Source organism: Brucella sp., from assembly GCF_032066345.1.
Classification (GTDB): Bacteria; Pseudomonadota; Alphaproteobacteria; order Rhizobiales; family Rhizobiaceae; genus Brucella; species Brucella pseudogrignonensis.
This window is the reverse complement of sequence record NZ_DAMBKZ010000002.1, coordinates 76,945-102,221: the sequence shown is the minus strand read 5'-3', so window position 1 is coordinate 102,221 and position 25,277 is coordinate 76,945. Positions and strand designations below refer to the sequence as shown.

The following is a 25,277-nucleotide window of genomic DNA, read 5'->3' as shown; positions in this document are numbered from 1 at the left end:
TCCTTATGCCTCTTGGGCAGGGTCGTCAATGCTTGGAAGGTCAGTTTTCAGGAAAAGAGCTGCCGGTGAAAGGTGCTTGGCCTCTGATTCCTGCGGAAAACCCCGAAACCAAGGGCTTTGAGGGTTGGCATCGGTGCTTAGAGCGGTCAATGGTCTTAGACCAATTTTAAGTAATTCACGGAGTTCAGTGGTATGACACAGAGGGAAGCAGGAATTCTGGCAGATGCGGATATTGCCGCGCTGTTTGAAAGCGGTTTGCTCAAATCTGCGCGTCCATTGGATGCCGATCAGATTCAGCCTGCAAGTCTCGACCTGCGATTGGGTGTGAAAGCCTATCGTGTGCGCGCATCCTTCATGCCCGGTCCGGGAACGCCGGTTATAGACAAGCTGGAACGTCTCAAGCTTCACGAGATCGATTTGACCGCAGGCGCGGTGCTTGAAACCGGCTGCGTCTATATCGTGCCATTGCTTGAAAGCTTGTCGCTTTCGCCGGAATTGTCTGCTTCCGCTAACCCGAAAAGCTCGACGGGCCGCCTTGATATTTTCACCCGCGTTATCGCCGATGGTGCGCAGGAGTTCGACAAGGTGCCTGCTGGCTATAATGGCCCGCTTTATCTCGAAGTCAGCCCACGTACTTTCCCGATTGTTGCACGCACTGGCTCGCGCCTGTCACAAATCCGTTTCCGTCAGGGACGTGCCCAGCTGACTGAAGCAGAACTTGCAACATTGCATCAGAACGAAACGTTGGTGGCTGCAGAACAGCCAAATATCTCTGGCGGCGGCATCGCGCTGTCAGTTGATCTGTCGGGTGATAAAGACAAGCTGATCGGCTATCGCGGAAAGCATCACACAGCTGTTGTCGATGTCGATAAGCGAGCTGCCAATGACGTTCTCGACTTCTGGGAGCCGATCTATGATCGTGGGTCGCGTGAACTGGTGCTCGACCCTGATGAATTCTATATCCTCGTTTCGCGCGAAGCGGTGCATGTGCCGCCGCTTTTCGCAGCGGAAATGACGCCTTTCGACCCGCTGGTCGGTGAATTCCGTGTGCATTATGCAGGCTTCTTTGATCCGGGCTTCGGTCACACCGCTGCTGGTGGAACGGGAAGCCGTGCGGTTCTGGAAGTGCGCAGTCATGAAGTCCCGTTCATTCTCGAACATGGCCAGATTGTCGGCCGTCTTGTTTATGAGCATATGTTGAATCGCCCGAAGGCGCTCTATGGCATCGATCTGGGATCGAACTATCAGGCGCAGCAACTTAAGCTCTCCAAGCATTTCAGGTGATTGCGTTCTACCTGATCCCGTTCGTATAAAGTGGGATGTAGTGGAGGACTGCTTAGGTGAGAAATGGGAAGGATGAGGTTCGGGAAATCATGACGGATGTGCCATCGCGCCGTCTGTCCGTGGGCATCGTTGCGTTGCCCGGTTTTACGCTGACGGCCCTCAGCCTGTTTCTCGACCCGTTTCGCCTTGCAGCCGATGATCGTGATAAAAGCCGCCAGATCCGGTGTGCCTGGAAAATCTGCACATTGTCGGGCGATCCAGTCACCTCTAGTTCCGGTATGGTGATTGAGCCGACAGCACCCATCGGTGAGCTGGATGAGTGCGATTATGTGGCAGTTGTCGGCGGTTTGCTTGCGCAGTACCGCCCGCGTCAACAGGCTTTGATTGACCTTATCAAACGTGCCGATAAGCGTGGCAAGACCGTTGTGGGCCTTTGCACAGCAGCCTTTCTGCTGGCTGAGGGCGGCTTGCTTGATGACCGAAACTGTTGTGTCAGCTGGTTCCATCGTGATGATTTTCTCGATCTTTTCGATGGCCATACCGCTGATACGACAAGCCTTTTTCATCGCAGCGGACGGCACTATACCTGTGCGGGTGGCCTGGGCGCGGCATCACTTTCCCTTTCAATCATCCAGAATGAAATCTCCGAGGAGTTGGCCCGTAAAAGCGCGTCCATTCTGATGATCCCCTATGAGCTCGTGCGCTCGGAACAGCCGGCATTGAGTTTCAATGGTGTTCGTTCGCCGATGATCCGCAAGGCGATCCGCATTTTTGAGGAAACACTGGAAGAGCCAGTGCCGATGATCGATGTTGCGCGCAAACTGGGCATCTCGGTGCGTCAGATGGAGCGCGGTTTTCGTATGGCGGTGGGGCGCACTGCATTTGAGGTGCGTGAAGAATTGCGGGTGAAGAAGGCGCGGGAGCTTTTGTCCGAAACCGGGCTGTCGTTGCTGGAAGTGGCAGTCGCCAGCGGCTTTACGGATACGCGCAGTATGAACCGCTCTTTTGTTCGCCAAAAGCAGAAGCCCCCACGGGATTATCGCAAAGAACGCTGAATCTATGAGCTTACTTGCGAATCCTGCGCCGACGACCTATTTTCCGCGGCGAAACTGCCACTTTGGCAGGCGACCAAATACTGGAGATTTGCATGTCTGATGGTGTGAACCGTTTTCTTGGCGATACGCCTGCACGCGTGCTGATCAAGCTTGTGCTGATCTCGCTGGTGGTTGGCGTGGTGATGAGCGCGTTCCACTGGACGCCTTACGATATCCTCTATGGCATCCGTGATTTCGTTCTGCGCCTTTGGAACATGGGCTTCTCTGCCATTGCAGGTTTTGCCGATTATCTCATCCTCGGTGCAGCCGTCGTCATTCCTGCCTTTATTTTGCTCCGTATCCTGAGCTACCGGAAATAATCAGAGCATTTCCTGCGAAAGTGCGAAGCGGTTTTGCGTAGGATAATGCGTAGTAAAAAGCCTTTCGGAAGCGGGAAATGCAAGACAACGACACTTTTAACCTTACCCGGCGTGGGTTTCTGATCCTCGCCGGTGGCGCTCTGGCTTTCGCGGCTTTGCCCGCGGGTTTTGCAAACGCTGCAGCAGACGTTGACCCGACCGAGCTCTTCAATCAGATCCGCAAGTCCAACGGTCTGCCGCTTATGGCAACCAACGGCAAGCTTGAGCAGGCAGCGCTTTATCAGGCACGTCGTATGGCGAGCCATGGCAAGATCGGCCACTCGGTCGGCTGGGGCAATGGGTTTGTTTCGCGGCTCAAACAGGCTGGTATTCGCGGTCCCGCTGCAGAAAATGTTGCCGCTGGACAGCCAAACACACAGGCCGTTTTTGATGCCTGGATGAAATCACCAGGGCATCGCAAGAATATGCTTGATCCGACCTTCGAGCATTATGGCCTTGCATGGGCGACGCCTGAAAACAATCCGCGTCGCCTATACTGGGCGATGATGCTCGGCCTCTGAATATTGTTGAACGCGCTCCTGACATAAGGCTGTCAGGGCTGCGACAATACGGTGGCCGAATTCACTGTCGTTTTGAATGATTCCAGAATAGAGCTTACCGATATTGCGACCGATATTCGAGGAAAGCCAGGGATCAGATGCTGCACGATCAGAGCATTGTTTCCAGACCATTTGAAGTGACCCATCGCATGGTGATGATGATCGCCGTGCCGATGACACTCGCCGCCGTCACTACGCCCTTGCTTGGGCTGGTGGATATGGGTGTGGTCGGTCAGATGGGGCAGGCCGAATTGATTGGTGGCCTCGCTATCGGCGCACTGGTTTTCGATTTTCTGCTGACCATGTTCAGCTTTCTGCGATCCGGCACCACCGGGCTTGTCGCACAGGCGATGGGCGCGGGCGACAAGGCGGAAGAACAGGCCATATTCTGGCGGGCTATCATTATAGCGATTGCTGCTGGCTTGCTGATGATCCTGAGCCTGCCGCTCGTGCTGACTGTTGCGTCTGATTTCATTCACCCGACACCTGCCACTCAGGAAGCGATGGTGACTTATGTGTCAATCCGGATGCTTTCGGCACCGGTGGCGCTTATTAATTATTCCGTTCTGGGTCTGCTGCTCGGACGGGGGCAGGGTATTCTGGGCCTCAGCCTTCAGGTGCTAATTAACGGTATCAATATTATTCTCTGCATTGTGCTCGGGCTGGAACTTGGCTGGGGTGTGGCCGGTGTTGCATGGGCCACGGTGACGGGCGAAACTGTTGCGGCAATCATTGGCCTCACGCTTGTTGCGCGTCACTTCAATCGCACGACAGGACGCAGGCCTGATTGGGCGCGCATCTTTCAGAAAGAAGGTCTTGTGCGGATGGTCGCGCTTAACCGCGACATCATGATCCGCTCCATTCTGCTTTTGACTGCCTTTGCATTCTTCACCCGCGCGGGTTCAGAGCTCGGTCCGGTGACGCTGGCGGCAAACGCGGTTTTGATGAATTTCTTCCTCGTCTGCGGTTTCTTTCTCGATGGTATGGCCGCCGCAGTGGAACAGATCGTAGGCCGCTCGGTCGGGGCGCGCTATAGCCCGGCATTTGTTCGCGGTGCGAAACTTACCTTCGTTTGGGGGCTGGTCATGGCCAGCTTGATTGCATTCACTTTGCTTGTGTTTGGCGATGCGATTATCGACCTTCTGTCGAAGGCTTCCGATGTGCGCGATGAGGCGATCAAATATCTGCCATGGGCGGCATTAACCGGGCTCACCGGCCTGCTCGCATTCCATATGGACGGCGTTTACATCGGCGCAACATGGTCGCGCGATATGCGCAACATGATGTTCTTTTCTCTGATATTCTTTTTGGCTGTGCTTTATGCAGTGAAGCCCGTGATGGGAAATCACGGGCTTTGGCTGGCAATCAATCTGTTCCTATCGATCCGCGGCATCACGCTTCTGGCGTTGCTGCCGCGCAGATACAGAACAGAGTTTTTTAAAGCATGACCCCGAAAAGTGGGAACCAGTTTTCGGGGTCATGTTCAGGAGAAGTTTAGTCAGGCAGACGGCGCGCGGCCCATTCCTTCGTGTCGCGGTCGCGCAGATCAGCAATGCTGGCGACACCTGCGGTTTTGACGGCGTCTGAAAGTCCCCGCACGATTTCGGATGCGAGACCAGGACCTCGATAGATCATGCCGGTGTAAAGCTGAATAAGATCAGCACCCGCCTTGATTTTCGCAAGGGCGGTTTCAGCACTATCAATACCACCGACACCGATCAGCGGCATGTCAGCGCCGACGCGCTCGCGCATACGTGCCAGAATAATTGTTGAACGCTCAAACAGCGGCACGCCCGAAAGGCCACCTGGTTCTTCGCGGTTCTCAGTGCTGTTCAGACCGTTGCGCGAAAGCGTGGTGTTGGAAACGATAATGCCGTCAAGCTTCTGCTCAAGCGCTTCTGCCGCAATATCGTCGAGTTCTTCGTCGCTCAGATCAGGCGCGATCTTGAGGAAAACCGGACGCTTCAGCGTGCACATCTTGCCTTCTTCATCGCGGGCAGCAAGCACACGGGAGAGCAGCTCGCGCAGCGCATCACGGGATTGCAAATTGCGCAGGCCCGGTGTGTTGGGCGAAGAGATGTTCACGGTGAAATACCGCGCCAGCTGATAGAACTTGCGAATACCAGCTACATAATCGCCGATGCGGTCTTCAGCATCCTTGTTGGCACCGATATTAACGCCGACAATGCCGCTTTTGCCAGCGCGCTGCGAAAGGCGCTTGAACGCTGCATCGTGGCCTTCATTGTTGAAGCCAAGACGATTGATCACAGCGCGATCGTCCACGAGACGGAAAATACGCGGGCGCGGATTACCACTCTGCGGACGTGGCGTGATGGTGCCTACTTCGGTAAATCCGAAGCCGATCTTCAAGAGTGCATCAGGAACTTCGGCATTCTTGTCGTAACCGGCTGCCATGCCCACGGGATTTGGAAACTGTAGACCTGCAATCTTAACCGAAAGTGCCGGGTCATGTGGACGGCTGCAGGTGACAATGCCAGTTTTCAGCCCTGCGATGGACAGACCATGCGCTTGCTCGGCGTCGAACGTAAACAATGCACGTCGCCCAAAAAGTTCAAAAAGCCCGCTCATTTGTCCTCAAGCTCCGGGAAGATATGGAGACCATCTTTGTCGAGCAGCAATGGCTCGACCTTAACCACTGCCGATAGTGGCAGCATTGCATAAAGATGCGGAAACAATGCCCCGCCGCGCGAGGTTTCAAATTTCAGCGCATCGCCCAAGGCGGCTGTATCTACGCTTACCAGCAGCAGATCCGTTTGCCCGGCAAAATGTTTGGCGGCTGTTTCGCGCACCTGTTCACTGGTGGAGAAATGGATATAGCCATCGGCAATATCAACGGGTGCCCCGGTAAAATTGCCAGCCTCTTCTGCCTGCGCCCAGAGATCGCGCGGGGCGATCTTGTAGATGGTCGTTTTGGTCATGGCGGCTCTCTAGCCCGAATTGATCAGAAAATCAAAGCATGACTTGTTCGTTTTTCGCGCATAGCTCCCATATGATGGGGGTAGGCTCAAGCGCATCCCGAAAAGTGCAAAGCAGTTTTTGGATAAGATGCGCGAAGAAATAGAGTGCATCCCGAAAAGTGCAAAGCGGTTTTTGGATAAGATGCGCGGAGAAATAGAGTGCATCTCGAAAAGTGTGAAGCGGCTTTCGGACGGGATGCGTTTAAACAGGCTATTAGGGAGACAGAACCATGTCTGGCAAAAACATGCCGTTGTTTCGCACGCTCGCCACGGTTTCACTTCTTGGGACCGGCTTTATTGCCAGCAGTGCTTATGCGCAGGAAAATGGCCGCTATCGCCTTGAAGGCACGGAAACCGGCTATGTGCGGCTCGATACGCGAACGGGTGCGCTTTCAGTCTGCAATGAGCATCAGGGGCAGCTTGTCTGCAAGATGGCAACCGAAGACCGCGAGGCTTATGAGAACGACATTTCCGATCTGCAGGATCGCGTGAAAAGGCTTGAGGATAAGCTTGCAGCAGTTCAGTCGGGTGCTGCATCTGCTATGCCGTCAAAGCTGCCGTCCGATGCAGAGTTCGAACAGTCGCTTGGTTATATGGAACGCTTCATGCGCCGCTTCATGGATGTCGCAAAGAGTTTTGACAGTGAGCCTGAGAAGCCAGCGAATGGTGCACAACAGTAGGCCTGTCGTTATTTAGTAGTGCTTGCGTGTTTTGCCTGAAAATGCTTGCCTTCCCTAGTCTACTTTACCAATAAAGGGGGGTGGCAGGGGAGGAAAGTCCGGCAATGCAGGGCTGGGGAATTATAGGCGTCGCATTTCTGTATCTGTTGATGCTGTTTGCTGTGGCAAGCATCGGCGACAGACGTGCTGCGCGCTGGAGCAGTGCCCCGCGTCCCTATATTTACGCACTCAGTCTTGCCGTTTACTGCACGTCGTGGACCTTCTTCGGCTCGGTCGGTTTATCAGCCCAGCGCGGGCTTGAGTTCTTAGGCATTTATATCGGGCCTATTCTGGTCTTCACGCTTGGCAATCGTCTGCTGCGTCATATTGTGCGGCTTGCTAAGGCCGAACATATCACTTCCATCGCCGATTTTCTGGCAGCGCGCTATGGCAAGAGCTTTGGTGTGGCGTCGCTGGCAACCTGTATCGCAGCGGTAGGGTCCATTCCTTATATCGCGCTACAGCTCAAAGCTGTTTCCGGCAGTGTCGGTCTGGTGATGGAGCATTACGGCTCAGCCTTTGATCCTTCGTCCTTTGTGTTTGGCGATATTTCGCTGCCCGTGGCAGCGGTTCTGGCGGTCTTTGCGATCCTGTTCGGTACGCGCCATACGGATGCGACCGAGCACCAGAATGGGCTTATTCTGGCGGTTGCGCTCGAATCAGTGATCAAACTCTCCGCATTCCTTGCTGTGGGACTAGCCTGCACTTTCTTCGTGTTTGGGTCGCCCGGTGAACTGATAGAGAAGATCTCGCAATCGCCCGCAGCACTTGATGCATTTCACTACGAAACATCCATCGGCACATGGATTGTGCATACGATGCTGAGTGCTGCGGCCATCATTATGCTGCCGCGCCAGTTTCATGTGACGGTTGTGGAAAGCCGCAGCGAAAAAGAACTGCGCACGGCGTCGTGGCTGTTTCCGCTCTATCTGATCTTGATCAATATCTTCGTTTTCCCGATTGCGCTGATTGGCGTGATGACGCTTGGAAATACGGTGAGCGGCGATCTTTATGTACTAGCTTTGCCACTTTCAGCCGGTGCACACTGGCTGGCGTTGATTGCGTTTTTAGGTGGGCTTTCGGCTGCGACCGCGATGGTGATTGTCGCCTGCGTGGCGCTCTCGATCATGATCTCCAACCACCTTGTTCTGCCGCTAATCATCCGCAGATTGGCCGTGCGCCATCCGACAGAGCAGCGTGATCTGACGATGATCATTCTCAATACCCGGCGGCTGACGATTATCGGTATTCTGGCACTGGCCTTCGCCTATTACCGCATGGCGTCAAATAATATTCATCTCGCATCCATTGGCCTCATATCCTTTGCGGCCATTGCGCAATTCGTGCCGTCTTTTATTGGCGGCCTGTTCTGGCGCAATGCCAATGGGCGCGGGGCAATGCTGAGCCTTTCGGCGGGCTTTCTGATCTGGGCCTACACCCTGTTGTTGCCGACGGTTGCGCCTGAAAATGCTGCCATTTTGCGGGATGGATTTCTGGGGTTCACGGCTCTACGCCCAGAAGCGCTGTTTGGCACTGACATGCTACCGCTCACCAATGGCGTGGTCTGGAGCCTGGCCGCTAATACGTTGTTCTATCTTCTTGGCTCGCTGTCGCGTGCCTCGACGCCGCTTGAACGTATTCAGGCCAGTATTTTCCTGCCACGCTATTTTATCGGCACCCCCACGCTCAAGCGTTTCCGCACAACCGTTACCGTTGCCGAACTCAAAGCAACCATGGCCCGTTATCTCGGTGCCGAACGTGTAGAGCGCGCTTTCCTGCGTTTTGAAGGGCGTGAGCAGCGCAGGCTTGATCCGGGCATGACGGTCGACACGCCGCTCATCCGCTACGCAGAACAATTGCTTGGCACGGCCGTCGGCTCTTCGTCGGCACGTCTGGTTCTGTCGTTGCTGCTCAAGCGCAATGATGCATCAGCACGCGATGCGCGGCAGTTACTGGATGATGCTTCCGTTGCTCTGCAACAAAACCGCGATCTTTTGCAGATCGCTCTCGACCAGATGGACCAGGGTATCACGGTTCTCGACAAGGACTTGCGTCTAACCTGCTGGAACCGTCAGTTTCGCAGGCTGTTCGATCTGCCTGATGAAGTGATGCAGGTGGGCATACCGGTCTCTGAGATTGTGGAGCATCTGGCACGCAGCGGCGATCTCGCAGCCAATGCACAGAACGCTGCCATTCGTTCGCTGGCGACATTGCGCAAACCGTGGCGTCTGACGCTGAAATCGACGGGCAAGGTGCTGGAAATCAATTCCAATCCGATGCCAGATGGCGGACTTGTGGCGACTTATACCGATATTACTGATGAGGTCGAGGCGGATATCAGCCGTCAGCGGGCCGCGGAAGTGCTGGAGCAGCGCGTTGCTGACCGTACGGCAGAATTAACCCATGTGAACCAGAAACTCGCCAAGGCGCAGAGCGTCGCCGAAGAAGCCAATCTGGGAAAGACGCGCTTTCTTGCTGCGGCTGGTCACGACATTCTGCAACCGCTCAATGCTGCACGGCTCTACAGCACCGCACTGGCCGAAAAACTCGGCCGCGCAGAAACAAGCCAACTTGCAAGAAACATCGATTCTTCACTTGAATCGGTGGAAGCCATTCTCGGAATGGTCCTCGATATATCGCGACTTGATACGGGTGCGCTGAAGCCTGAAGTTTCGGCCTTCCGGCTCGACCGGCTTTTGAGCCAGATCGCCACTGATTTCACGCCGATGGCACGCAAAAAGGGGCTGAAACTGCGCGTGGTTCCATCGAGTATCGTGGTCAAGACTGATCGCAACATGCTGCGTCGTCTTATCCAGAACCTCGTTTCCAATGCTATCAAATACAGCCGTAAAGGCGGCATTCTCTTAGGCGTCCGTCGTCGCGGTGATTTTGTGGAATTGCAGGTGCTTGATACAGGTATCGGTATCCCGAAGCCGAAGCTTAAACTGGTTTTCCGCGAATTCACGCGCCTTGATGAAGGAATGCGCGAGGCAGAAGGACTGGGGCTTGGTCTTTCGATCGTCGATCGTATCGCACGGATGCTCGAACTGCCGCTGACGGTTTCATCGGACCCGGGCAAGGGTAGCGTTTTCACGCTCTGTCTTCCGATCAGCGATGAAGCAGTCCCGGTTGAGGAAATCGCCAGCCGCAAGGGCGTGAAACGTGCCTCCAGTCTGACGGGGCTTGACGTGCTCTGCATCGACAACGACGCTAATATTTTGGCCGGAATGGAAACCCTGCTCAATGGCTGGGGCTGCAATGTGACAACGCTGCGCGGTGGTGCCGGGCTGAAAGTGTTCTGTGTGGAGCGTGAAGTGGCGCCGGATATTATCGTGGCTGACTATCATCTCGATAATGAGAACGGGCTGGATATGATCGGTTTCACGCGCGAGAATTTCGGACATGAGATTCCGGCTATTCTGCTGACGGCCGATCGTTCCAAGGAAGTTCGCAAACGAGCCGACGACGAGAACGTCACGGTGTTAAACAAGCCGCTGCGTCCCGCAGCTCTGCGCTCGCTTTTATCGAGCGCATTGCATCAGCGCCAATCAGCGGCAGAATGAATTATCAGAGTGGCTCTGAGCTCAACGCATCATTACCGATGCGCGACAGCAGAATGACCGCCTGTGTGCGGCTGTCAACGCCAAGCTTCTGCAAAACAGCGGAGACATGCGCCTTGACGGTGGCTTCCGAAACATTCAGCTCATAGGCGATCTGCTTGTTGAGCAATCCCTCGGCGAGCATGGTGAGAACACGCGTTTGCTGCGGTGTAAGCGTTCTGATCTTGTTAATCAGCGCTTCGATTTCCGGATCATGTGCCTGATCAAGATCGATGTCCGATGGTGTCCAGATGTCGCCGGCAAGAACCGCATGTACGGCTTCACCAATGGCTTCCATACTGGCCGATTTGGATATGAAACCCGATGCGCCGAGTTCGACCGCGTGGCGGATTGTTGCGGCATCGTCGGTTGCTGAAACAATGATGATCGGCAGAGCAGGCTGAAGCGCTTTAAGCGTGACCAGACCGGAAAGGCCCGTGCCTCCGGGCATGGTAAGATCCAGCAGCAGCAGATCAATATCGTCGCGTTCTACGACCAGTTTTTTCGCGGCATCGAAATCGCCGACTTCGATGATTTCAGCCTCTTCAGGCAAACTGGACAGAACCTGCCGCAACGCGCCTCTGAAAAGCGGATGGTCGTCAGCGATGATAAACTGCATAAGCCTCGCACGCCATTTTCTATGTCCTCCCCGAGCGATGCATTATTACATGCAACTCTTTTGTTTTATGCCGATTTTCAATCCGGGCAACCAAAAATAGCGGTATTTGGCCTGAACATATGTCGCATTGCCGCCTTCTGGCCGCATTATGTGCTAATTTCACATATGAACGAGAGCAACCCGGCAAAGATGGGGGCGGCTCTAACGGGAACGAAAAGGCACTTTATGACGCGCAATACGCTTTATCCTGAAATCCAGCCCTTCAAGGAAGAGATGCTGCAGGTTTCGCCTCTGCACCGCATCCATGTCGAGCAATGCGGCAATCCTGATGGCAAACCCGTTATCATGATTCATGGCGGTCCCGGCGGCGGCATCACGCCTGCCATGCGTCGTCTGCACGATCCCGAGAAATATCGTATCATCCTTTTCGATCAGCGCGGTTGCGGACGCTCCACGCCTCATGCTGAACTGCGTGAGAATACCACCTGGGATCTTGTGGCCGATATGGAGCATATCCGCGCTCATCTCGGTCTAGATAAATGGCAGGTATTCGGCGGCTCATGGGGCTCGACACTGGGGTTGGCCTATGCCGAAACTCATCCTGAGCATGTCTCGGAAATCATTCTGCGCGGCATTTTCATGGTGCGCCGGTTTGAAGTCGATTGGATGTACTCCAATGGTGCAAGCATCATCTTCCCGGATCACTTCGAAGCCTATCAGGAGCATATTCCGGAAGATGAACGAGGCGATATGATCGCAGCTTACTACAAGCGTCTGACGGATCGAGATCCGCAGGTGCAGCTTGCCGCGGCTCGTCTGTGGGCGCGCTGGGAAGGATCGGTGTTGTCGATCCAGCCTGATCCGGCGCGTGTCGAAGCCTTCGGCGAAGACCTCTACGCGGTCGCTTTCGCCCGGATCGAATGTCACTATTTCCAGAACCGTGGCTTCCTCGAAAGCGATGACCAGCTTCTTCGGAATGTTGAGCGTATCCGACAGATTCCGGGCGTCATCGTTCATGGACGGTATGATATCTGCACGCCATTCATTAATGCATGGCAACTCAAGAAGATGTGGCCCGAAGCCGATCTGAAGATCGTTGAAGACAGTGGGCATTCCGTTACTGAACCGGGCATCACCCACGAATTGATTGAAGCAACAAAACGCTTTGCAGCATAAGATCAAAAATAAGAGGCGCATTTTCTGCGCCTCTTTCTTTAGCTAGTTTAAAAAAAGACGCCTCTAATTGGTGCTTTTTGAAAGTTCATCTTTTCTTTGAATATTTTCGCCTACAATCTAGCGAGCGAACAATTGTGATCGTGGCTGATCGCAGGAGTTCATCGTAGTGATTTATCTGGCGAAGCTTACCCGCAGCAAAGACGGCCCCGGTTAAGCTCGTGTTTGAGAGGGATACTGGCTAATGTTGAAAGAATTCAGAGAATTTGCTCTCAAGGGCAACATGGTCGATCTGGCCATCGGTGTTATCATCGGCGGGGCATTTGGTGGTCTCGTTAACTCCATCGTCAATGACATCATCATGCCGGTCATTGGTTTGATCACCGGTGGTATCGACTTCTCCAACATGTTCATCCAGCTTGCTGGCGATCCAAAGTCCACGCTCGCTGCTGCTCGTGAAGCTGGCGCGACCATTGCTTATGGTAACTTCGTTACCCTGCTCATCAACTTCCTGATCGTTGCCTGGGTTCTCTTCATCGTGGTCAAGGCGATGAACCGCCTCAAGAAGAAGGAAGAAGCCAAGCCGGAAGCTGCAGCAGAGCTGCCACGCGATGAAGTTCTGCTGGCCGAAATCCGCGATCTTCTGGCAAAGCAGAGCAAAGCCTGATTGCTTTCAGAATAGTTTCTCAAGAGCGGAGCCTTCGGGCTCCGTTTCTCGTTTGATCCATCAATAAGGCTGATCGGATCATCACAAAATACCACATGATTTCATGTGTGCTCCTTGCTAATCAGGTGCAAGCACAACCGGATTTTATGTGGGAACAAATGACGCTTATCGCCAAACTTCGACCTGAAGCAGCCCAGTCACCCGAAAGCGGCATTGTTGCCGTTGCCAATCATGGCCGGGGTAAGCCGGGACTAATTCCGCTGTGGGTTGGAGAGGGCGATCTGCCCACTCCTGATTTCATCCGAGAGGCGGCCCAGAAGGGTATCGCAGATGGTGAAACCTTCTATACGTGGCAGGCTGGCATTCCCGAACTCCGTGAAGCGCTTGCCCGTTATCACGCGCGTCATTTCCCGCAATCCTTCAATCCTGAAAACTTCTATGTCACCGGTTCAGGAATGCACGCCATTGAAATGGCGCTGAAGGCAACCACTGGTGCGGGTGAAGAAGCAATCTATCTTTCGCCTGCCTGGCCTAACTTCGTCGGCGCCGCAGGGCTAGCAGGGGCAGTTCCTGTGCCGGTCGAGCTAGAGTTCGGCGCCAATGGCTGGGTTCTCGATCCTGAGAAGATTGCTGCGGCGATTACACCACGCACCCGCGCCATGTTCATCAATACGCCGTCCAATCCGACTGGCTGGACTGCCGACATTGAGACGCTGCGCTTCATCCTCAATCTGGCCCGTGAGAAGGGTATCTGGATCATTGCCGACGAGATTTACACCCATTTTTATTATGGCGGTGGGCGTGCGCCATCCTTCATGGACATCATGGAGCCGGATGACCGTATCATCTTCGTCAATTCCTTCTCGAAGAACTGGGCGATGACCGGCTGGCGCGTGGGTTGGATGACGGTACATCCGTCCATCGGCCCTGTTGTCGAGAACATGATTCAGTATTCCAATTCCGGTGTGGCGCAGTTCATGCAGCGCGGTGCGGTTGCGGCACTTGACCATGGAGATGACTTCATTGCCATGCAGGTGGAGCGTGCGCGTTCAACGCGGGACCGTCTCTGCGCGACGTTGCAGGAAACTGGCAGGGTGCGTTTGGCGCCGCCACAGGGTGCTTTCTATTTGTTCTTCGGCGTCGAAGGTGTGACGAATTCGGTCCAGGCTGCGATCGATATGGTCGATAATGCAAATGTCGGTCTCGCACCGGGCAGCGCATTTGGTCTGGGCGGTGAGGGCTTCTTCCGTCTTTGCTTCTGTCGCGATCCGCAGCAGGTGGATGAATCTGCAGCAAGGCTGGTACAGTGGATCAATCAGAGATAAGCGGTTAGCTCCGGACAGGGCTTTATCGCCCAAATCAACCCTGCTGCCACTATCTGGCATTAGGGTAATGCGATACATCTCAGATTATGTCCCGATCAGAACGTCTTTTTGAACTCTTGCAGGCATTGCGCCGTCACCGTCGGCCGGTTAGTGGCAAAACGCTTGCCGCGGAAACCGGTGTCAGTATCCGCACGCTGTATCGCGATATTGCAAGTTTGCAGGCGCAGGGGGCAGAGATTGAGGGCGAACCGGGTATTGGTTATGTACTCAAACCCGGCTTTCTGTTGCCTCCATTGATGTTTCGTCCCGAAGAGATCGATGCGCTGGTATTGGGTGCGCGGTGGGTGGCGGAGCGAACCGACCACAAGCTTCAGGATGCTGCAAAAGGCGCACTTGCACGCATAAGCGCTGTCTTGCCCGATGAATTGCGGGCAACGCTTGATACCTCAACGCTCCTTGTCGGTCCGAGTGCAAAGCTGCCGACCGATGGCATCGATACTGCAATTCTTCGCGAAGCGATCAGGACTGAACGCAAAGTACTGCTCGATTATCAGGACGGCAATGGCCAGGTGACAAAGCGCGCAATCTGGCCGTTTGCACTTTCATTTTTTGATGATGCGCGCGTGCTCGTTGCTTGGTGCGAATTGCGTGAAGGCTTCCGGCACTTTCGCACGGACAGAATTGCTGCGGTTGACATTGCGGAACAGCGTTATCCGAAACGCCGTCAGACTCTGTTGCGTGAGTGGCGTGAGACACAAGGAATTAAACCACGCGAATTATGATGCTGCCAAAAACTGGCAGTGTGTTGCTGTAGATCGAGGATGTCACAATTTTACAGAGGACATTTTGATGATCGACAAGAACAGTATCCTGCTTTTCGTCACCGACACAGACGCTAGCATTCGCTTTTATACAAAGCTGCTCGGGCAGGAGCCGGTAGCAGCCAGCCCGACATTTGGTATGTTCATTTTGCCTTCTGGTCTTGGCCTGGGCCTTTGGAAAAAAACTGGCGTTGAACCGGCACCAACCGCCGCAGGCGGGGCGGCGGATCTTGGCTTCCGCGTGAATGAACCGGGAATGGTCGATTCAATGTATGTTGATTGGAAGGCGAAGGGGGCTTCCATCCTCATGCTGCCGACCGACCTTGATTTTGGACGCAGTTTCGTTGCTGCCGATCCGGATGGGCATCGCCTTCGGGTCTACACAGTCGATGATGAATAGCAAAAAGGCCGGTGAAAACCGGCCTTTTTTGATGCTTTATTGCTGAACTTATCAGCCGCCCGCTTTGGAAACCATCAGCGGAATGATGCGGTCTGAATTAGCAGCTTTCGGTGCATCCGGTTCTGCAAATGGGATGCCGAGAGTGTTCCAGACTTCCAACAATGCATCCTTGAGACCATCAATCAGTAGGTCGTCATGCAATGGTGACGGCGTGATGCGCAGGCGCTCGGTGCCGCGTGGCACAGTCGGATAGTTGATTGGCTGAATATAGATGCCATGCACGTCGAGAAGACGGTCGCTGGCTTTCTTGCAAAGTTCCGGATCGCCAACCAGAATTGGTACGATGTGTGTTTCCGAAGACATGACCGGGAACCCGGCAGCCGACAGAACGTCCTTGGCGCGCTGCGCCTGACGCTGCTGGCCATCGCGTTCGACCTGCGAAACCTTCAAGTGACGGATCGCAGCGGTCGCGGAAGCAGCAACCGCTGGCGGAAGCGACGTTGTGAAGATGAAGCCCGGCGCATAAGAACGCACAGCATCGATGATTGCGCGAGAACCGGTGATGTAGCCACCCAGCGCGCCAAATGCCTTGGCAAGCGTGCCTTCGATAATGTCGATGCGATCGGCAAGGCCGTCACGTTCGGTGATGCCACCACCACGGGCGCCATACATGCCAACTGCATGGACCTCATCGATATAGGTCATGGCGTTATATTTGTCGGCGAGGTCTGCAATCTTTTCGATAGGCGCAATGTCGCCATCCATCGAATAAACGGATTCAAACACGATCAGCTTGGCGCGGGAATGGTCCGCAGCTTTCAGAAGCTGTTCGAGGTGCTCGACGTCGTTATGGCGGAAAATCTTCTTTTCTGCACCGGAGCGACGCACGCCTTCGATCATTGAAGCGTGGTTCAATTCGTCAGAAAGGATCAGGCAATTTGGAAGCAGCCGTGCAATTGTCGAGATCGATGCTTCGTTGGAAACAAAACCTGATGTGAAGACGAGACCGGCTTCCTTGCCATGCAGATCGGCAAGTTCTGCTTCCAGCTCTACAAGCGGATGGTTGTTACCCGAAATATTGCGGGTTCCACCTGCGCCGGAGCCTGTATTGTTGGCTGTATCGCACATTGCCTTAATGACATCAGGATGGTGCCCCATGCCAAGATAGTCGTTCGAGCACCAAACGGTGATCTCACGGGCAGTGCCATTGTTACGCCAGGTAGCTCGGGGGAAGCGGCCCACAATGCGTTCAAGATCAGCAAACACGCGGTAACGCTTCTCGGCGTGCAACTGGTCGATCGCTTCTTCAAAAAACCGGCGATAGTCCATTATACGCTCCTTGTTACTGCTCTAGTACCGCTTTTGCTCGATTGCGTCCATGCCGCAATGACGGTCAATTTGCCACGCTTTCGTGAAGCTGCATTGATCAAAATCAAACAAATAGCCGGTTTTCAGTATCTGAACAAAAAAGGCGGGCTATCTGGTCATCAGGCGGTAGATGAATTTTGGTGCCAAATCTCGGCGGCGTACATAGACCCGCGGCATGCCGAATGGATCGTCGGATGCTCGCGCACGGGCATGGACTGTCGTTGTTGCGGTTTCATATCCGGCTTCGCGGCACATCTCGCGATGCACGGCATGATTCCCGCCATAGGGATAAGCGAAGTTGGTCACTTCTGATCCAAGCATGTCCTCGAGCATGGTCTTGGATAGGGCGATCTGCTGTCGGGCTTCGTCTTCCGGTATCTTTTCAAGATTGACGTGATCGATTGTATGCGCGCCGACTTCGTGGCCGAGTGCTGCCCATTCACGCATCTGCGCGACCGACATGCAGGGCGTCAAAGGCACACCCATGGCCTGATCCCAGACATTACTGCCGCCAACCTGATTGGCGACAAAGTAATTGGTTGCCGTGAAGCCAAAATCGGCAAGAACCGGCAGCGCATTCTCATAATTATTGAGAAACCCGTCATCGAAGGTGATGACTGCGACTTTGCCGGTCTTCTCGCCTTTAATATAAGGCATGGCATCGCGCAGTGAGAGGCCTTGATAACCAAGCCTCTTCAGCCAGGCCATCTGGTTTCGAAACTTGTCCGGATGCACCCAAAGCCCGCGAAAAGGAATCTTCTTATGTGGGAGAGGGGCAATCTGATGATAGAGAAGAATCGGAACAGCCATTTGTTTCACTTCGATCTTGCAGAAAAGCGACGCACACGCATCCGGTAGATTGGGCGCAGGATCTCACGCGCAAGCTTATCTGAGAAGGACTTCTTGTGCTGGATGGTCGTCCCGCCAAGCTGTGCGGAGATTTCCTTGACCCCGCCTGGGATCACTGCAAGCGGCTGCAGGCTCGTCACCCAGCGCATTTGTACAGTGGTGTCGACAGGTCGGTCGAACTGTTCTGTCGCTGCAAGCAATTTCTGAGCCGCGTCGAAACTCACAAGCTGCGCCACCATACCAAGCCCGATTGGATTGGGAATAATGATGCGTATCTGGTCGTTGCGAAACACTTCGCGACCATGCTCGCGGTCATCGCGGAAAGTGAAGCGTACGAAACTACCTGGCTCAAAATGATTGGTGACGGCATGGAAGGCGGCGTTAAAAACGTCTGTCAGTTCGATGTCGTCTTCGATGATAAAACCGGCATCGAGTTTCTGATCAACAATGGCCTGCCAAGCTTTGCGATGCGACAGAAAGCACGCGATTTCATTCTTGCTCAATTCAAAAGGATAACGCGGCGCATGAAGTTTGCGGCGGTAAACGCGTTTGATTTCCGTGTCTGCGAGCGCGCGGCTGTCAACAGCGTCAATGACTTCCGTTTTGACAGGCAGTTCACGAATGAGTTTGTCGACTTGCGGTCCGCGATCGGTCGCGCGCGCCAAGTGGATGATAAAGGCCTTGATGTTCATGTAAAACCTGAGCGCGCAAAAAGTAAATTCAGCCGAAGCGGCGTTCTATATCTGCTATGCGCTTAATTTTCGCAAGTCACACTTACTAGCCTACTTTATGAAGATCTCCCGCAGCGATCTTTTCTTCGATCCACTTGCGCTCGGCTGCCCAGTCGTGCCGCTTCCAGCCTTCCCAGCTGAAGCCACAGATTTTGACGTCCCAATCGGGTAAAGAGTATTTACGCAGAACAAGCCAGATACCGAAGAAGCCAGTGCTGGGAAAGACTGTCTTCATGCGGTCAGCGCCAATGCCAAGCTCTTCACAAACAGCGAAATAATCCTGCGAAGGCATAATGCGGATCTTCTTTCCAGCACGACCGAAATAGTCAATTGCCTGATTGGTCCAGTCAGCGCGGCGGCCTTTTAGGCGTGAGAGAAAATTGGGGTGGTGGTGGAACCGCTTGATGATGCTCGGATGAAATGCAAACAGAACTTCTGGGGTATTTCGAACAATCTCAGAATTTATGAAAGTCGGATCTTTGATCCATTGTTCCATCTGCTTGCTCGATGTTGCAAGCATCAACATGTCGGTTTTTGTGCCGCTCATTCCGAGAGAGACGCGCGGTTCATTGAAACGAAGGACAAGATCGGCTGCGTCAATTTCAGAAGACAGATCACGGTCGAGAGGACCGTTCCCGACAATAAATATCGTTTTGTTCATACGTTGGGGAATCTTATTCTGTTAAGCCAGATAAACAGATTTAGTTAAAATCCGAAGATTACAAGTTTCGAACGCCCTCCTAACTCTATGGAGAGGTGTTTTGCCGATCACTTTTATCGCGGGCAGTAAAGAACTGCGTTACTGCGGGTCACTCATTGTGTCAGCGCTGACGTCATTGCAGCCATGCAGTTTATGCACTTCTCAAAACGATTAAAAAGACGGAAGCTTCATATTGGGAGGAAGGTAAAAAGCTCAGCGCTTAGAAGGTGCTGAATATAAGGGGATACCACAATGAACCACCTCCGTACCCAGTTTTCCCGTTGGATGCAGTATCGCGAAAATCTGCGCGAGTTGAGCGGTTGCACTGACCGCGAGCTTTATGATCTCGGTCTGACGCGAGATGACATTCATCGCGTAGCCCGTGAAGCAGCTTTCGCCTGATTACTCAGGCGAAGCGTCTATAAGGCAGCTTCAAACTTCGCCCGGCTTTTTAAAGCGGATGTGAATGTCGTCGCCTGCAAGATCAAAACCGGCATAGTTGCGCTGAAAGGCGATAAGGGCATCATTTACGCCCTTTGAATAATCGTCGTCATGCACTTCGACGTGATGCCGGTAAATGATGCGATCGTCTTTGTAGAATATAACCTGACCTTCCATGATGGCCTCCTCTTAAAGCCTTATGGTGCCTGCTGAGCAAAGCTCACGCACATCGGTATCTTCTATCGAGATAGGCGTTGGCTTGTTGCTTTCAAGCTTTGCCGCTGTCGTTTTCGCCTTTGCAAAGCGCAAGCCATGCTCTTGCGGCATGGGAAAGAAACGCGCCTTTGCGCCAGATCAAGGCCAAGTCCCAATTCACTTCCGCGTCTCTGATCCGATGGATGCGAACGCCGGGATTCTTGCGCTGTTCGGCGATCATTTGCGGCAGAAAGCCAATACCCATGCCTGCCGCCACCAACTCGACAATAAAGTCGATCTGGCTGGAGCGCACGGCGACATGCGGAAACAATCCACGCTGATGACACGCATCCAGAATGATATGATTGAGCGCGAAGCCGCTTTCGAAAAGAATGAAGGGCAGGCTCGCAATGTCCGACAAGGGAATGCCACCATCATCGGTGAAACTGTGATTGGCTGGAAGCAGGGCTACGACCGGTTCGCAGCGGACCTCCTGCCATTCGAAGCTCTCTTCGACGGGCAGAAGCGAGGCGGCAAGTTCCACATCGCCAGCCAGCAAAAGCTCTTCCAGCCGCTTGCTGCCGTGTTCGACAAGCTGAATGTCGATGTCGGGGTAGAGCTTGGTGAAGGCTGCAAAGACCGGAGCAAACAAAACGCTGGAGCCGATGGGTGGCAAGCCAAGTCGCAAAAGCCCGCGCTTAAGTCCGCGCAACTCGCCAAGCTCGGTCAGCATATCATCTTTTTCGGTCAGCATCGCCAATGCGCGGCGGTAGACGATTTCGCCTGCGCTTGTCAGGCGGGGCGGGGTGGCTTCCCTGTCAAGCAAGATCAGCCCGAGTTCTTCTTCGAGCTGGCGCACCGTCTTGCTGACGGTGGATTGGGTGGCATTGATGGTGCGGGCCGCGGCCGAAAAGCCGCCCTGTCGCACCACTTCCACGAAAGCCTGAAAGCCACGTAAGTTCATAAGCTATTCTATTATGGAATAGCTGCAATGAAATCAATTCATTTCTGGAATGGCGACGCAGCCCCTATATTGAATTCACAAACACACGCATTGGAACATGACCATGACCGCCCATAACCTGCTGATCCGCTTTCGCTATGCGCTGCACAACAGCCGTCTGATGCAGATTGCGACCCTGTTCGGCTTCTGGCTGGCGGGTGAGGGTTTTGTCCGTCTGGTTGGTCTGCCGCTACCCGGTGGTATTGTCGGTATGGCGCTGGTTCTGGCGCTGCTCTTAAGTGGTCGCATCAGCCTGTTCAGCATGAAGCGTGGCGCGGAATGGTTTCTGGCGGAAATGCTTTTGTTCTTTGTGCCTGCGGTTCTCGCCGTTCTTGAGCATCAGGAGCTGCTCGGAATGCTCGGGGTGAAGATCATGGCTGTTATTTTGGTTGGCACGCTGACTGTGATGACAGTGACAGCACTTACTGTTGATATGTGCTATCGCCTGAGTGTGCGCTATGCCGCTAAGTAATCCCTATGTGGCGATGCTGTTTTGGTCAGCGGCCACAATCCTCCTTTACCTGGCAGCAAAGCGCGTCTACCGCCGCTTTCCAATGTGGTGGCTGACACCGCTTGCCGTTACACCATTGCTGCTGATGGCGCTTCTCATTGGCATGAATGAAAATTATCGCAGCTACTTTGGCGCAACACATTGGCTTGTGGCTTTGCTTGGCCCTGCGACCGTAGCCTTTGCCATTCCGATCTATCAGCAACGCGCAACCATTCGTCGGTACTGGCCTGTTTTGCTGGTCGGTGTGGTGATGGGCAGTTCGTCGGCGATGCTCTCCGCATGGGGGCTGGCGCACCTTCTTGGCCTCAATGATGCGATCAGCCTCAGTCTGATGCCGCGCTCGATGAGTACGCCTTTTGCCATGACGGTGTCCGGCGATATTGGCGGCACGCCTGACCTGACGGCAATCTTTGTGGTCATCACCGGCGTTTTTGGTGCAGCTCTGGGCGAACTCATGCTCAACTGGCTGCCATTGCGCTCGACGCTCGCACGCGGCGCGCTGTTCGGCATGGGCGCGCATGGTGCAGGCGTCGCCAAGGCGCACCAGATTGGCAGAGAAGAAGGTTCGATCGCTGGCCTCGTGATGGTGCTTGTCGGACTGGTCAATGTTCTGGCTGCGCCTTTCATTGCCCATCTTCTTTGAATCATTGTTTTAGCAGCATATTTTTCTACAAATGCTTATTTAATGAGCAGAACTCTTATATTCACATTTCTGCAACAAACTTAAGCATCGGCGTATTTGCATAACTGTTATGCGTTATTGGTCGTTGTTGAATAAAGAGGCTCAAGGTAAACATTGCTCATCGGGTTCACTCCTCCTCCCAGAACCCGATGACGAATACGGCACTCCTCCTCCCAGCCGTATTCAAGATCAGGCCGCGCATCCTCCTCCCGCGCGGCCTTTTTCTTTTTCTAATCTCCCAAAAACACATTCTGATCTGTTAACAGTGCGTCGCCGCATAGCCCCATGGGCATTTGAGCCGATGTAAACTATCTCTCGGGCAAGTTCACATTTGCGGTGAGTGCCTCTGTCTGAGAGACTTGCCGCCACAAAAGCGGGAGATCGCAATCATGACCAGCGGCATCCATCACCTCACGCTCATTACGCGCAAGGTTCAGGCCAATGTCGATTTCTATGCAGGCTTTTTGGGCCTGCGTATCGTCAAGCAGACTGGCGGCTTTGAAGATGCCGAGCAGTTGCACCTCTTCTATGGTGATCGCTCGGGCACGCCCGGCTCGCTGATCACTTTCCTCGTCTGGGAAGATGGTGCGAAAGGCCGTGTCGGTCATGGTCAGGTCAGCGAAATTGCGCTTGCCATTGATCGTTCTTCTGTTGGCTTCTGGCTGGAGCGGGCATTGCGCTATCATGTGCAGTCCGAAGGTCCGGTGCAAGAGTTTGGCGAGCCAGTGCTGCGCCTGCGCGACCCAGATGGCGTGATCGTCAAGCTGGTCGGTAGCGATCTTGCAGCCAATGACGCATGGGTGTCTGGTGACGTTCCGACAGAACATGCCGTGCGCCGCATCCGTTCGGCCACGATCCTGTCCGAGCAGCCTGAGCAAACTGTCAGCTTCATCGAGCGTTACTTCGGTTTTCATTCTCAGACGAAAGAAGGCACGATAGATCGTCTCGTTTCCGATTCAGGTGATGCAATTGACGTGCGCGACGCAAGTGGTTTCTGGCCGGGTATTCCGGGAACGGGTATTGCCGATCATGTGGCTTTCCGTGCCGCAACAACTGACGATGTGACGACACTGGAGAAAGAGCTTTCAAAGCTTAACTCCAGCGAAGTGAATGTGCATGATCGCAAATACTTCACATCTCTCTATGTCCGCGAGCCGGGCGGAACTCTGTTTGAGTTTGCCACAGACGCGCCCGGGTTCACTGTTGACGAAACGGTGGAGACACTCGGCCAAGCTCTTTTTGTGCCGCCGGGCAACGAGCAGCAGGCTGACGCGATCCGTGCTCGTATGCCTCAATTTGGTCTGCCGGGCGAGGAGCGGGTGATCTATCGCGAATTGCCGTTTGTGCATCGTATTCATCAGCCGGAAAACCCGGATGGCACGACGCTCATTCTTTTGCATGGGACGGGTGGCAATGAAAACGATCTCATGCCGCTTGCTCGTCTTGCCGCGCCTCGTGCAACGCTACTTGGTGTTCGCGGACGTAGCACCGAAGAGGGCATTCAGCGCTGGTTTCGCCGGTTCGACCTGAAACGGTTCGACCAGAACGACATTCGGTTTGAGGCGGAGGCTTTTGAAGCTTTTGTCGAGGGGGCGGTTGCTGCTTACCGCATCGACCCTGAACGAACTGCCTTCATAGGCAATTCCAACGGGGCGAATTTACTTGCGGCTTTCATGCGGCTGCATCCGCATGTCGTGCGTAAGGCTGTATTGCTGCGCGCAACGGATGTTTTGGAAGAGCAGCCAATTGCGGACCTTTCGGACGCTTCTGTCCTGTTACTCAACGGGATAGGTGATCCATTTGGAGATGCATCCGGCAAACTGGAAGCGGCCTTGCGGGCGGATGAGGCTGCAGTAGACGTTCTTTCCGCAGAAGGTGGTCACGGGCTGTCGGATGAAGATGTCCGGCTGACCGGTGAATGGCTGCAGCAAAAGCTCTGACCGTTTGTAAGAGATAAGAAAAAGGGCCGCCGAAGATCTCCGGCGGCCCTTTTGTTGTTTAATCGAGAGGCTTCAAGCCCTTTTCAATCGCCTGTCGTTTTCCTTCAAGGAATGGCGGCAGTGATAAGCTGTCGCCGAGGGTTTCAAGTGGTTCGTCAACTGCGAAGCCAGGACCATCGGTTGCGATTTCAAACAGAACGCCATTGGGTTCGCGGAAGTAGAGCGAGCGGAAATAATAGCGCTCGACCTCACCGCTTGATGGAATACGAAACGTTCTCAGACGATCCACCCATTCCTGCATGGTTTCCTGATCCGGAGTACGGAAAGCAACATGATGCACTGCACCTGCTCCCTGGGCAGCAGGTTCCAGATTAGGCTGCACAGCGATGTGCAACTCAGCACCCGCACCACCGTTACCCATTTCAAAGACATGGACATGGCCTTCGCCATCAGGCGATGCATAGTCGCCGGCTTCACGCATGTTCATCACCTTTTCCAGCACGATTTTTGTCGGTGCCAGATCCGGAACGCTTAGCGTGATCGGGCCAAGGCCACGTATCTGCCGCTCAGCAGGAACCGGGCTTTTCTCCCAGCTATGCGATGCGCCTATGCCGCCATCATCGGTCAAGCGCAGCCGCTGGCCTTCCGGGTCCTCAAAATCGAGAACTGCGCGACCGGCAATCTCGAATATGTCGCCAGTTTCGATACCCTTTCCTTTGAGGTGATTGCGCCACCAATCGAGGCTTGCAACCCCATTCACGCGCAATCCTGTCCGCGAAACACTGTGTGTGCCGCGCCGTTCACGATGGACGGGCCAATCGAAAAAGGTAATGTCAGTCCCCGGAGATGCCAGCCCATCGGCATAGAACAAATGATATGCGCTGGTGTCATCCTGATTGACGGTTTTCTTGACAAGTCGAAGCCCGAGCGTGTCGGTATAGAAGCGACGATTGCCCGGTGCATCAGCAGTAATGGCTGTCAGATGATGCAACCCTGTGAGTTGCGGCTTAAGTTCTGAAGTCATTGTATGTCCTCCTGCGCAAAGGCGGACTTGCCCGCGCTGTTGGTTCAAATATCGGGCGCTTGGGATCTGCAGAAAAGTGGCTGTTGCGGAAACAGTGTGTAACCAAGATGCCGCATCGAGACGATCTTTCCACAGCCCCCACATTTAGGACTTGGCATATCCTCTCAGGTAAAGAATATATTAACCGCGCGCTCCGTGATGGTGAGAGCGCTCTTCGGTTTGTATCTTGTCAGGA

Annotated in this window: 26 protein-coding genes; 16 read left to right on the top strand and 10 right to left on the bottom strand. The window is 54.1% G+C overall.

What is annotated here, in order from left to right:
• Positions 1-192: 192 nt before the first annotated feature.
• The 5 genes from RT142_RS03035 to RT142_RS03015 all read left to right on the top strand — a co-directional run bounded on the left by RT142_RS03035 (position 193) and on the right by RT142_RS03015 (position 4,745).
• Complete coding sequence (locus tag RT142_RS03035) at positions 193-1,284, top strand: 2'-deoxycytidine 5'-triphosphate deaminase (protein WP_007873506.1); 1,092 nt, start codon at positions 193-195, stop codon at positions 1,282-1,284.
• Positions 1,285-1,373: 89 nt separating this feature from the next.
• Positions 1,374-2,339, top strand: a complete 966-nt coding sequence (locus RT142_RS03030; protein ID WP_064320160.1) for a GlxA family transcriptional regulator — start codon at positions 1,374-1,376, stop codon at positions 2,337-2,339.
• 92 nt (positions 2,340-2,431) lie between these two features.
• Positions 2,432-2,698 (top strand): DUF6460 domain-containing protein, encoded by a 267-nt coding sequence (locus RT142_RS03025; protein ID WP_007873508.1) that lies wholly within the window; start codon positions 2,432-2,434, stop codon positions 2,696-2,698.
• Positions 2,699-2,775: 77 nt separating this feature from the next.
• Complete coding sequence (locus tag RT142_RS03020) at positions 2,776-3,258, top strand: CAP domain-containing protein (protein ID WP_312469890.1); 483 nt, start codon at positions 2,776-2,778, stop codon at positions 3,256-3,258.
• A gap of 137 nt (positions 3,259-3,395) precedes the next feature.
• Positions 3,396-4,745, top strand: a complete 1,350-nt coding sequence (locus RT142_RS03015) for an MATE family efflux transporter (protein ID WP_113158897.1) — start codon at positions 3,396-3,398, stop codon at positions 4,743-4,745.
• Between the two features lie 46 nt (positions 4,746-4,791).
• On the opposite strand, the gene RT142_RS03010 is transcribed toward RT142_RS03015, so the two are convergent.
• Both RT142_RS03010 and RT142_RS03005 read right to left on the bottom strand, forming a co-directional pair.
• The gene (locus tag RT142_RS03010) at positions 4,792-5,886 is read right to left on the bottom strand and encodes a quinone-dependent dihydroorotate dehydrogenase (RefSeq protein ID WP_313027244.1); all 1,095 of its coding nucleotides are present in this window, start codon (positions 5,884-5,886) and stop codon (positions 4,792-4,794) included.
• On the bottom strand, positions 5,883-6,236 hold the full coding sequence (locus RT142_RS03005; RefSeq protein ID WP_007873513.1) for a DUF952 domain-containing protein: 354 nt from the start codon (positions 6,234-6,236) through the stop codon (positions 5,883-5,885). Before RT142_RS03005 ends, RT142_RS03010 begins: the two co-directional genes overlap by 4 nt.
• A 269-nt stretch (positions 6,237-6,505) precedes the next feature.
• On the opposite strand from RT142_RS03005, the gene RT142_RS03000 reads away from it, so the two are divergent.
• Together RT142_RS03000 and RT142_RS02995 are read left to right on the top strand one after the other, a co-directional pair.
• A complete protein-coding gene (locus RT142_RS03000; protein ID WP_064320164.1) occupies positions 6,506-6,955 on the top strand; it encodes a hypothetical protein in 450 nt (149 codons plus the stop codon).
• 104 nt (positions 6,956-7,059) lie between these two features.
• Complete coding sequence (locus tag RT142_RS02995; RefSeq protein WP_313027241.1) at positions 7,060-10,557, top strand: hybrid sensor histidine kinase/response regulator; 3,498 nt, start codon at positions 7,060-7,062, stop codon at positions 10,555-10,557.
• Between the two features lie 4 nt (positions 10,558-10,561).
• Here the strand turns inward: RT142_RS02995 and RT142_RS02990 are convergent, their stop codons facing one another.
• Positions 10,562-11,212: a response regulator transcription factor gene (locus tag RT142_RS02990; protein ID WP_079211491.1), complete on the bottom strand. Its 651-nt coding sequence runs from the start codon at positions 11,210-11,212 to the stop codon at positions 10,562-10,564.
• 225 nt (positions 11,213-11,437) lie between these two features.
• Here RT142_RS02990 and pip point away from each other — a divergent pair, with 225 nt between their 5' ends.
• From pip to RT142_RS02965, 5 genes are all read left to right on the top strand, one after another.
• Positions 11,438-12,388 (top strand): prolyl aminopeptidase, encoded by a 951-nt coding sequence (pip, locus tag RT142_RS02985; protein ID WP_007873518.1) that lies wholly within the window; start codon positions 11,438-11,440, stop codon positions 12,386-12,388.
• A 241-nt stretch (positions 12,389-12,629) separates the two neighbouring features.
• Positions 12,630-13,052 carry a large conductance mechanosensitive channel protein MscL gene (gene mscL / locus RT142_RS02980; RefSeq protein ID WP_007873519.1) on the top strand — a complete coding sequence of 141 codons (423 nt, stop codon included), beginning with the start codon at positions 12,630-12,632 and terminating at the stop codon, positions 13,050-13,052.
• Between the two features lie 158 nt (positions 13,053-13,210).
• Entirely contained in the window at positions 13,211-14,377 is a 1,167-nt protein-coding gene (locus RT142_RS02975) for a pyridoxal phosphate-dependent aminotransferase (RefSeq protein ID WP_113487520.1), read from the top strand.
• 86 nt (positions 14,378-14,463) lie between these two features.
• On the top strand, positions 14,464-15,159 hold the full coding sequence (locus tag RT142_RS02970) for a helix-turn-helix transcriptional regulator (protein WP_112808127.1): 696 nt from the start codon (positions 14,464-14,466) through the stop codon (positions 15,157-15,159).
• Between the two features lie 67 nt (positions 15,160-15,226).
• A complete protein-coding gene (locus RT142_RS02965) occupies positions 15,227-15,598 on the top strand; it encodes a VOC family protein (protein WP_007873523.1) in 372 nt (123 codons plus the stop codon).
• 51 nt (positions 15,599-15,649) lie between these two features.
• On the opposite strand, the gene hemA is transcribed toward RT142_RS02965, so the two are convergent.
• The 4 genes from hemA to RT142_RS02945 all read right to left on the bottom strand — a co-directional run bounded on the left by hemA (position 15,650) and on the right by RT142_RS02945 (position 19,207).
• Complete coding sequence (hemA, locus tag RT142_RS02960) at positions 15,650-16,927, bottom strand: 5-aminolevulinate synthase (RefSeq protein ID WP_064320171.1); 1,278 nt, start codon at positions 16,925-16,927, stop codon at positions 15,650-15,652.
• A gap of 147 nt (positions 16,928-17,074) precedes the next feature.
• Complete coding sequence (locus RT142_RS02955; RefSeq protein ID WP_064320172.1) at positions 17,075-17,776, bottom strand: polysaccharide deacetylase family protein; 702 nt, start codon at positions 17,774-17,776, stop codon at positions 17,075-17,077.
• A 5-nt stretch (positions 17,777-17,781) separates the two neighbouring features.
• Complete coding sequence (locus RT142_RS02950; protein WP_113158903.1) at positions 17,782-18,507, bottom strand: glycosyltransferase family 25 protein; 726 nt, start codon at positions 18,505-18,507, stop codon at positions 17,782-17,784.
• An 85-nt stretch (positions 18,508-18,592) separates the two neighbouring features.
• Positions 18,593-19,207: a glycosyltransferase family 29 protein gene (locus RT142_RS02945; RefSeq protein ID WP_079211497.1), complete on the bottom strand. Its 615-nt coding sequence runs from the start codon at positions 19,205-19,207 to the stop codon at positions 18,593-18,595.
• A 291-nt stretch (positions 19,208-19,498) separates the two neighbouring features.
• Between RT142_RS02945 and RT142_RS02940 the strand changes: the two genes are divergently transcribed.
• Positions 19,499-19,648, top strand: coding sequence for a DUF1127 domain-containing protein (locus RT142_RS02940; RefSeq protein WP_007873528.1), 150 nt, complete (start codon positions 19,499-19,501; stop codon positions 19,646-19,648).
• Between the two features lie 30 nt (positions 19,649-19,678).
• Here the strand turns inward: RT142_RS02940 and RT142_RS02935 are convergent, their stop codons facing one another.
• Entirely contained in the window at positions 19,679-19,864 is a 186-nt protein-coding gene (locus RT142_RS02935; protein ID WP_007873529.1) for a hypothetical protein, read from the bottom strand.
• A gap of 91 nt (positions 19,865-19,955) precedes the next feature.
• Positions 19,956-20,846, bottom strand: coding sequence for a LysR substrate-binding domain-containing protein (locus tag RT142_RS02930; protein ID WP_064320174.1), 891 nt, complete (start codon positions 20,844-20,846; stop codon positions 19,956-19,958).
• A 103-nt stretch (positions 20,847-20,949) separates the two neighbouring features.
• Between RT142_RS02930 and RT142_RS02925 the strand changes: the two genes are divergently transcribed.
• From RT142_RS02925 to RT142_RS02915, 3 genes are all read left to right on the top strand, one after another.
• Positions 20,950-21,357, top strand: coding sequence for a CidA/LrgA family protein (locus RT142_RS02925; RefSeq protein WP_313027230.1), 408 nt, complete (start codon positions 20,950-20,952; stop codon positions 21,355-21,357).
• Positions 21,344-22,039, top strand: a complete 696-nt coding sequence (locus RT142_RS02920; RefSeq protein ID WP_007873533.1) for an LrgB family protein — start codon at positions 21,344-21,346, stop codon at positions 22,037-22,039. The genes RT142_RS02925 and RT142_RS02920 overlap by 14 nt, the downstream gene beginning before the upstream one ends.
• A gap of 428 nt (positions 22,040-22,467) precedes the next feature.
• Positions 22,468-24,018: a VOC family protein gene (locus tag RT142_RS02915; RefSeq protein ID WP_007873535.1), complete on the top strand. Its 1,551-nt coding sequence runs from the start codon at positions 22,468-22,470 to the stop codon at positions 24,016-24,018.
• A gap of 58 nt (positions 24,019-24,076) precedes the next feature.
• Here the strand turns inward: RT142_RS02915 and RT142_RS02910 are convergent, their stop codons facing one another.
• Positions 24,077-25,042 carry a ring-cleaving dioxygenase gene (locus RT142_RS02910; protein WP_112808121.1) on the bottom strand — a complete coding sequence of 322 codons (966 nt, stop codon included), beginning with the start codon at positions 25,040-25,042 and terminating at the stop codon, positions 24,077-24,079.
• Between the last annotated feature and the right edge of the window lie 235 nt (positions 25,043-25,277).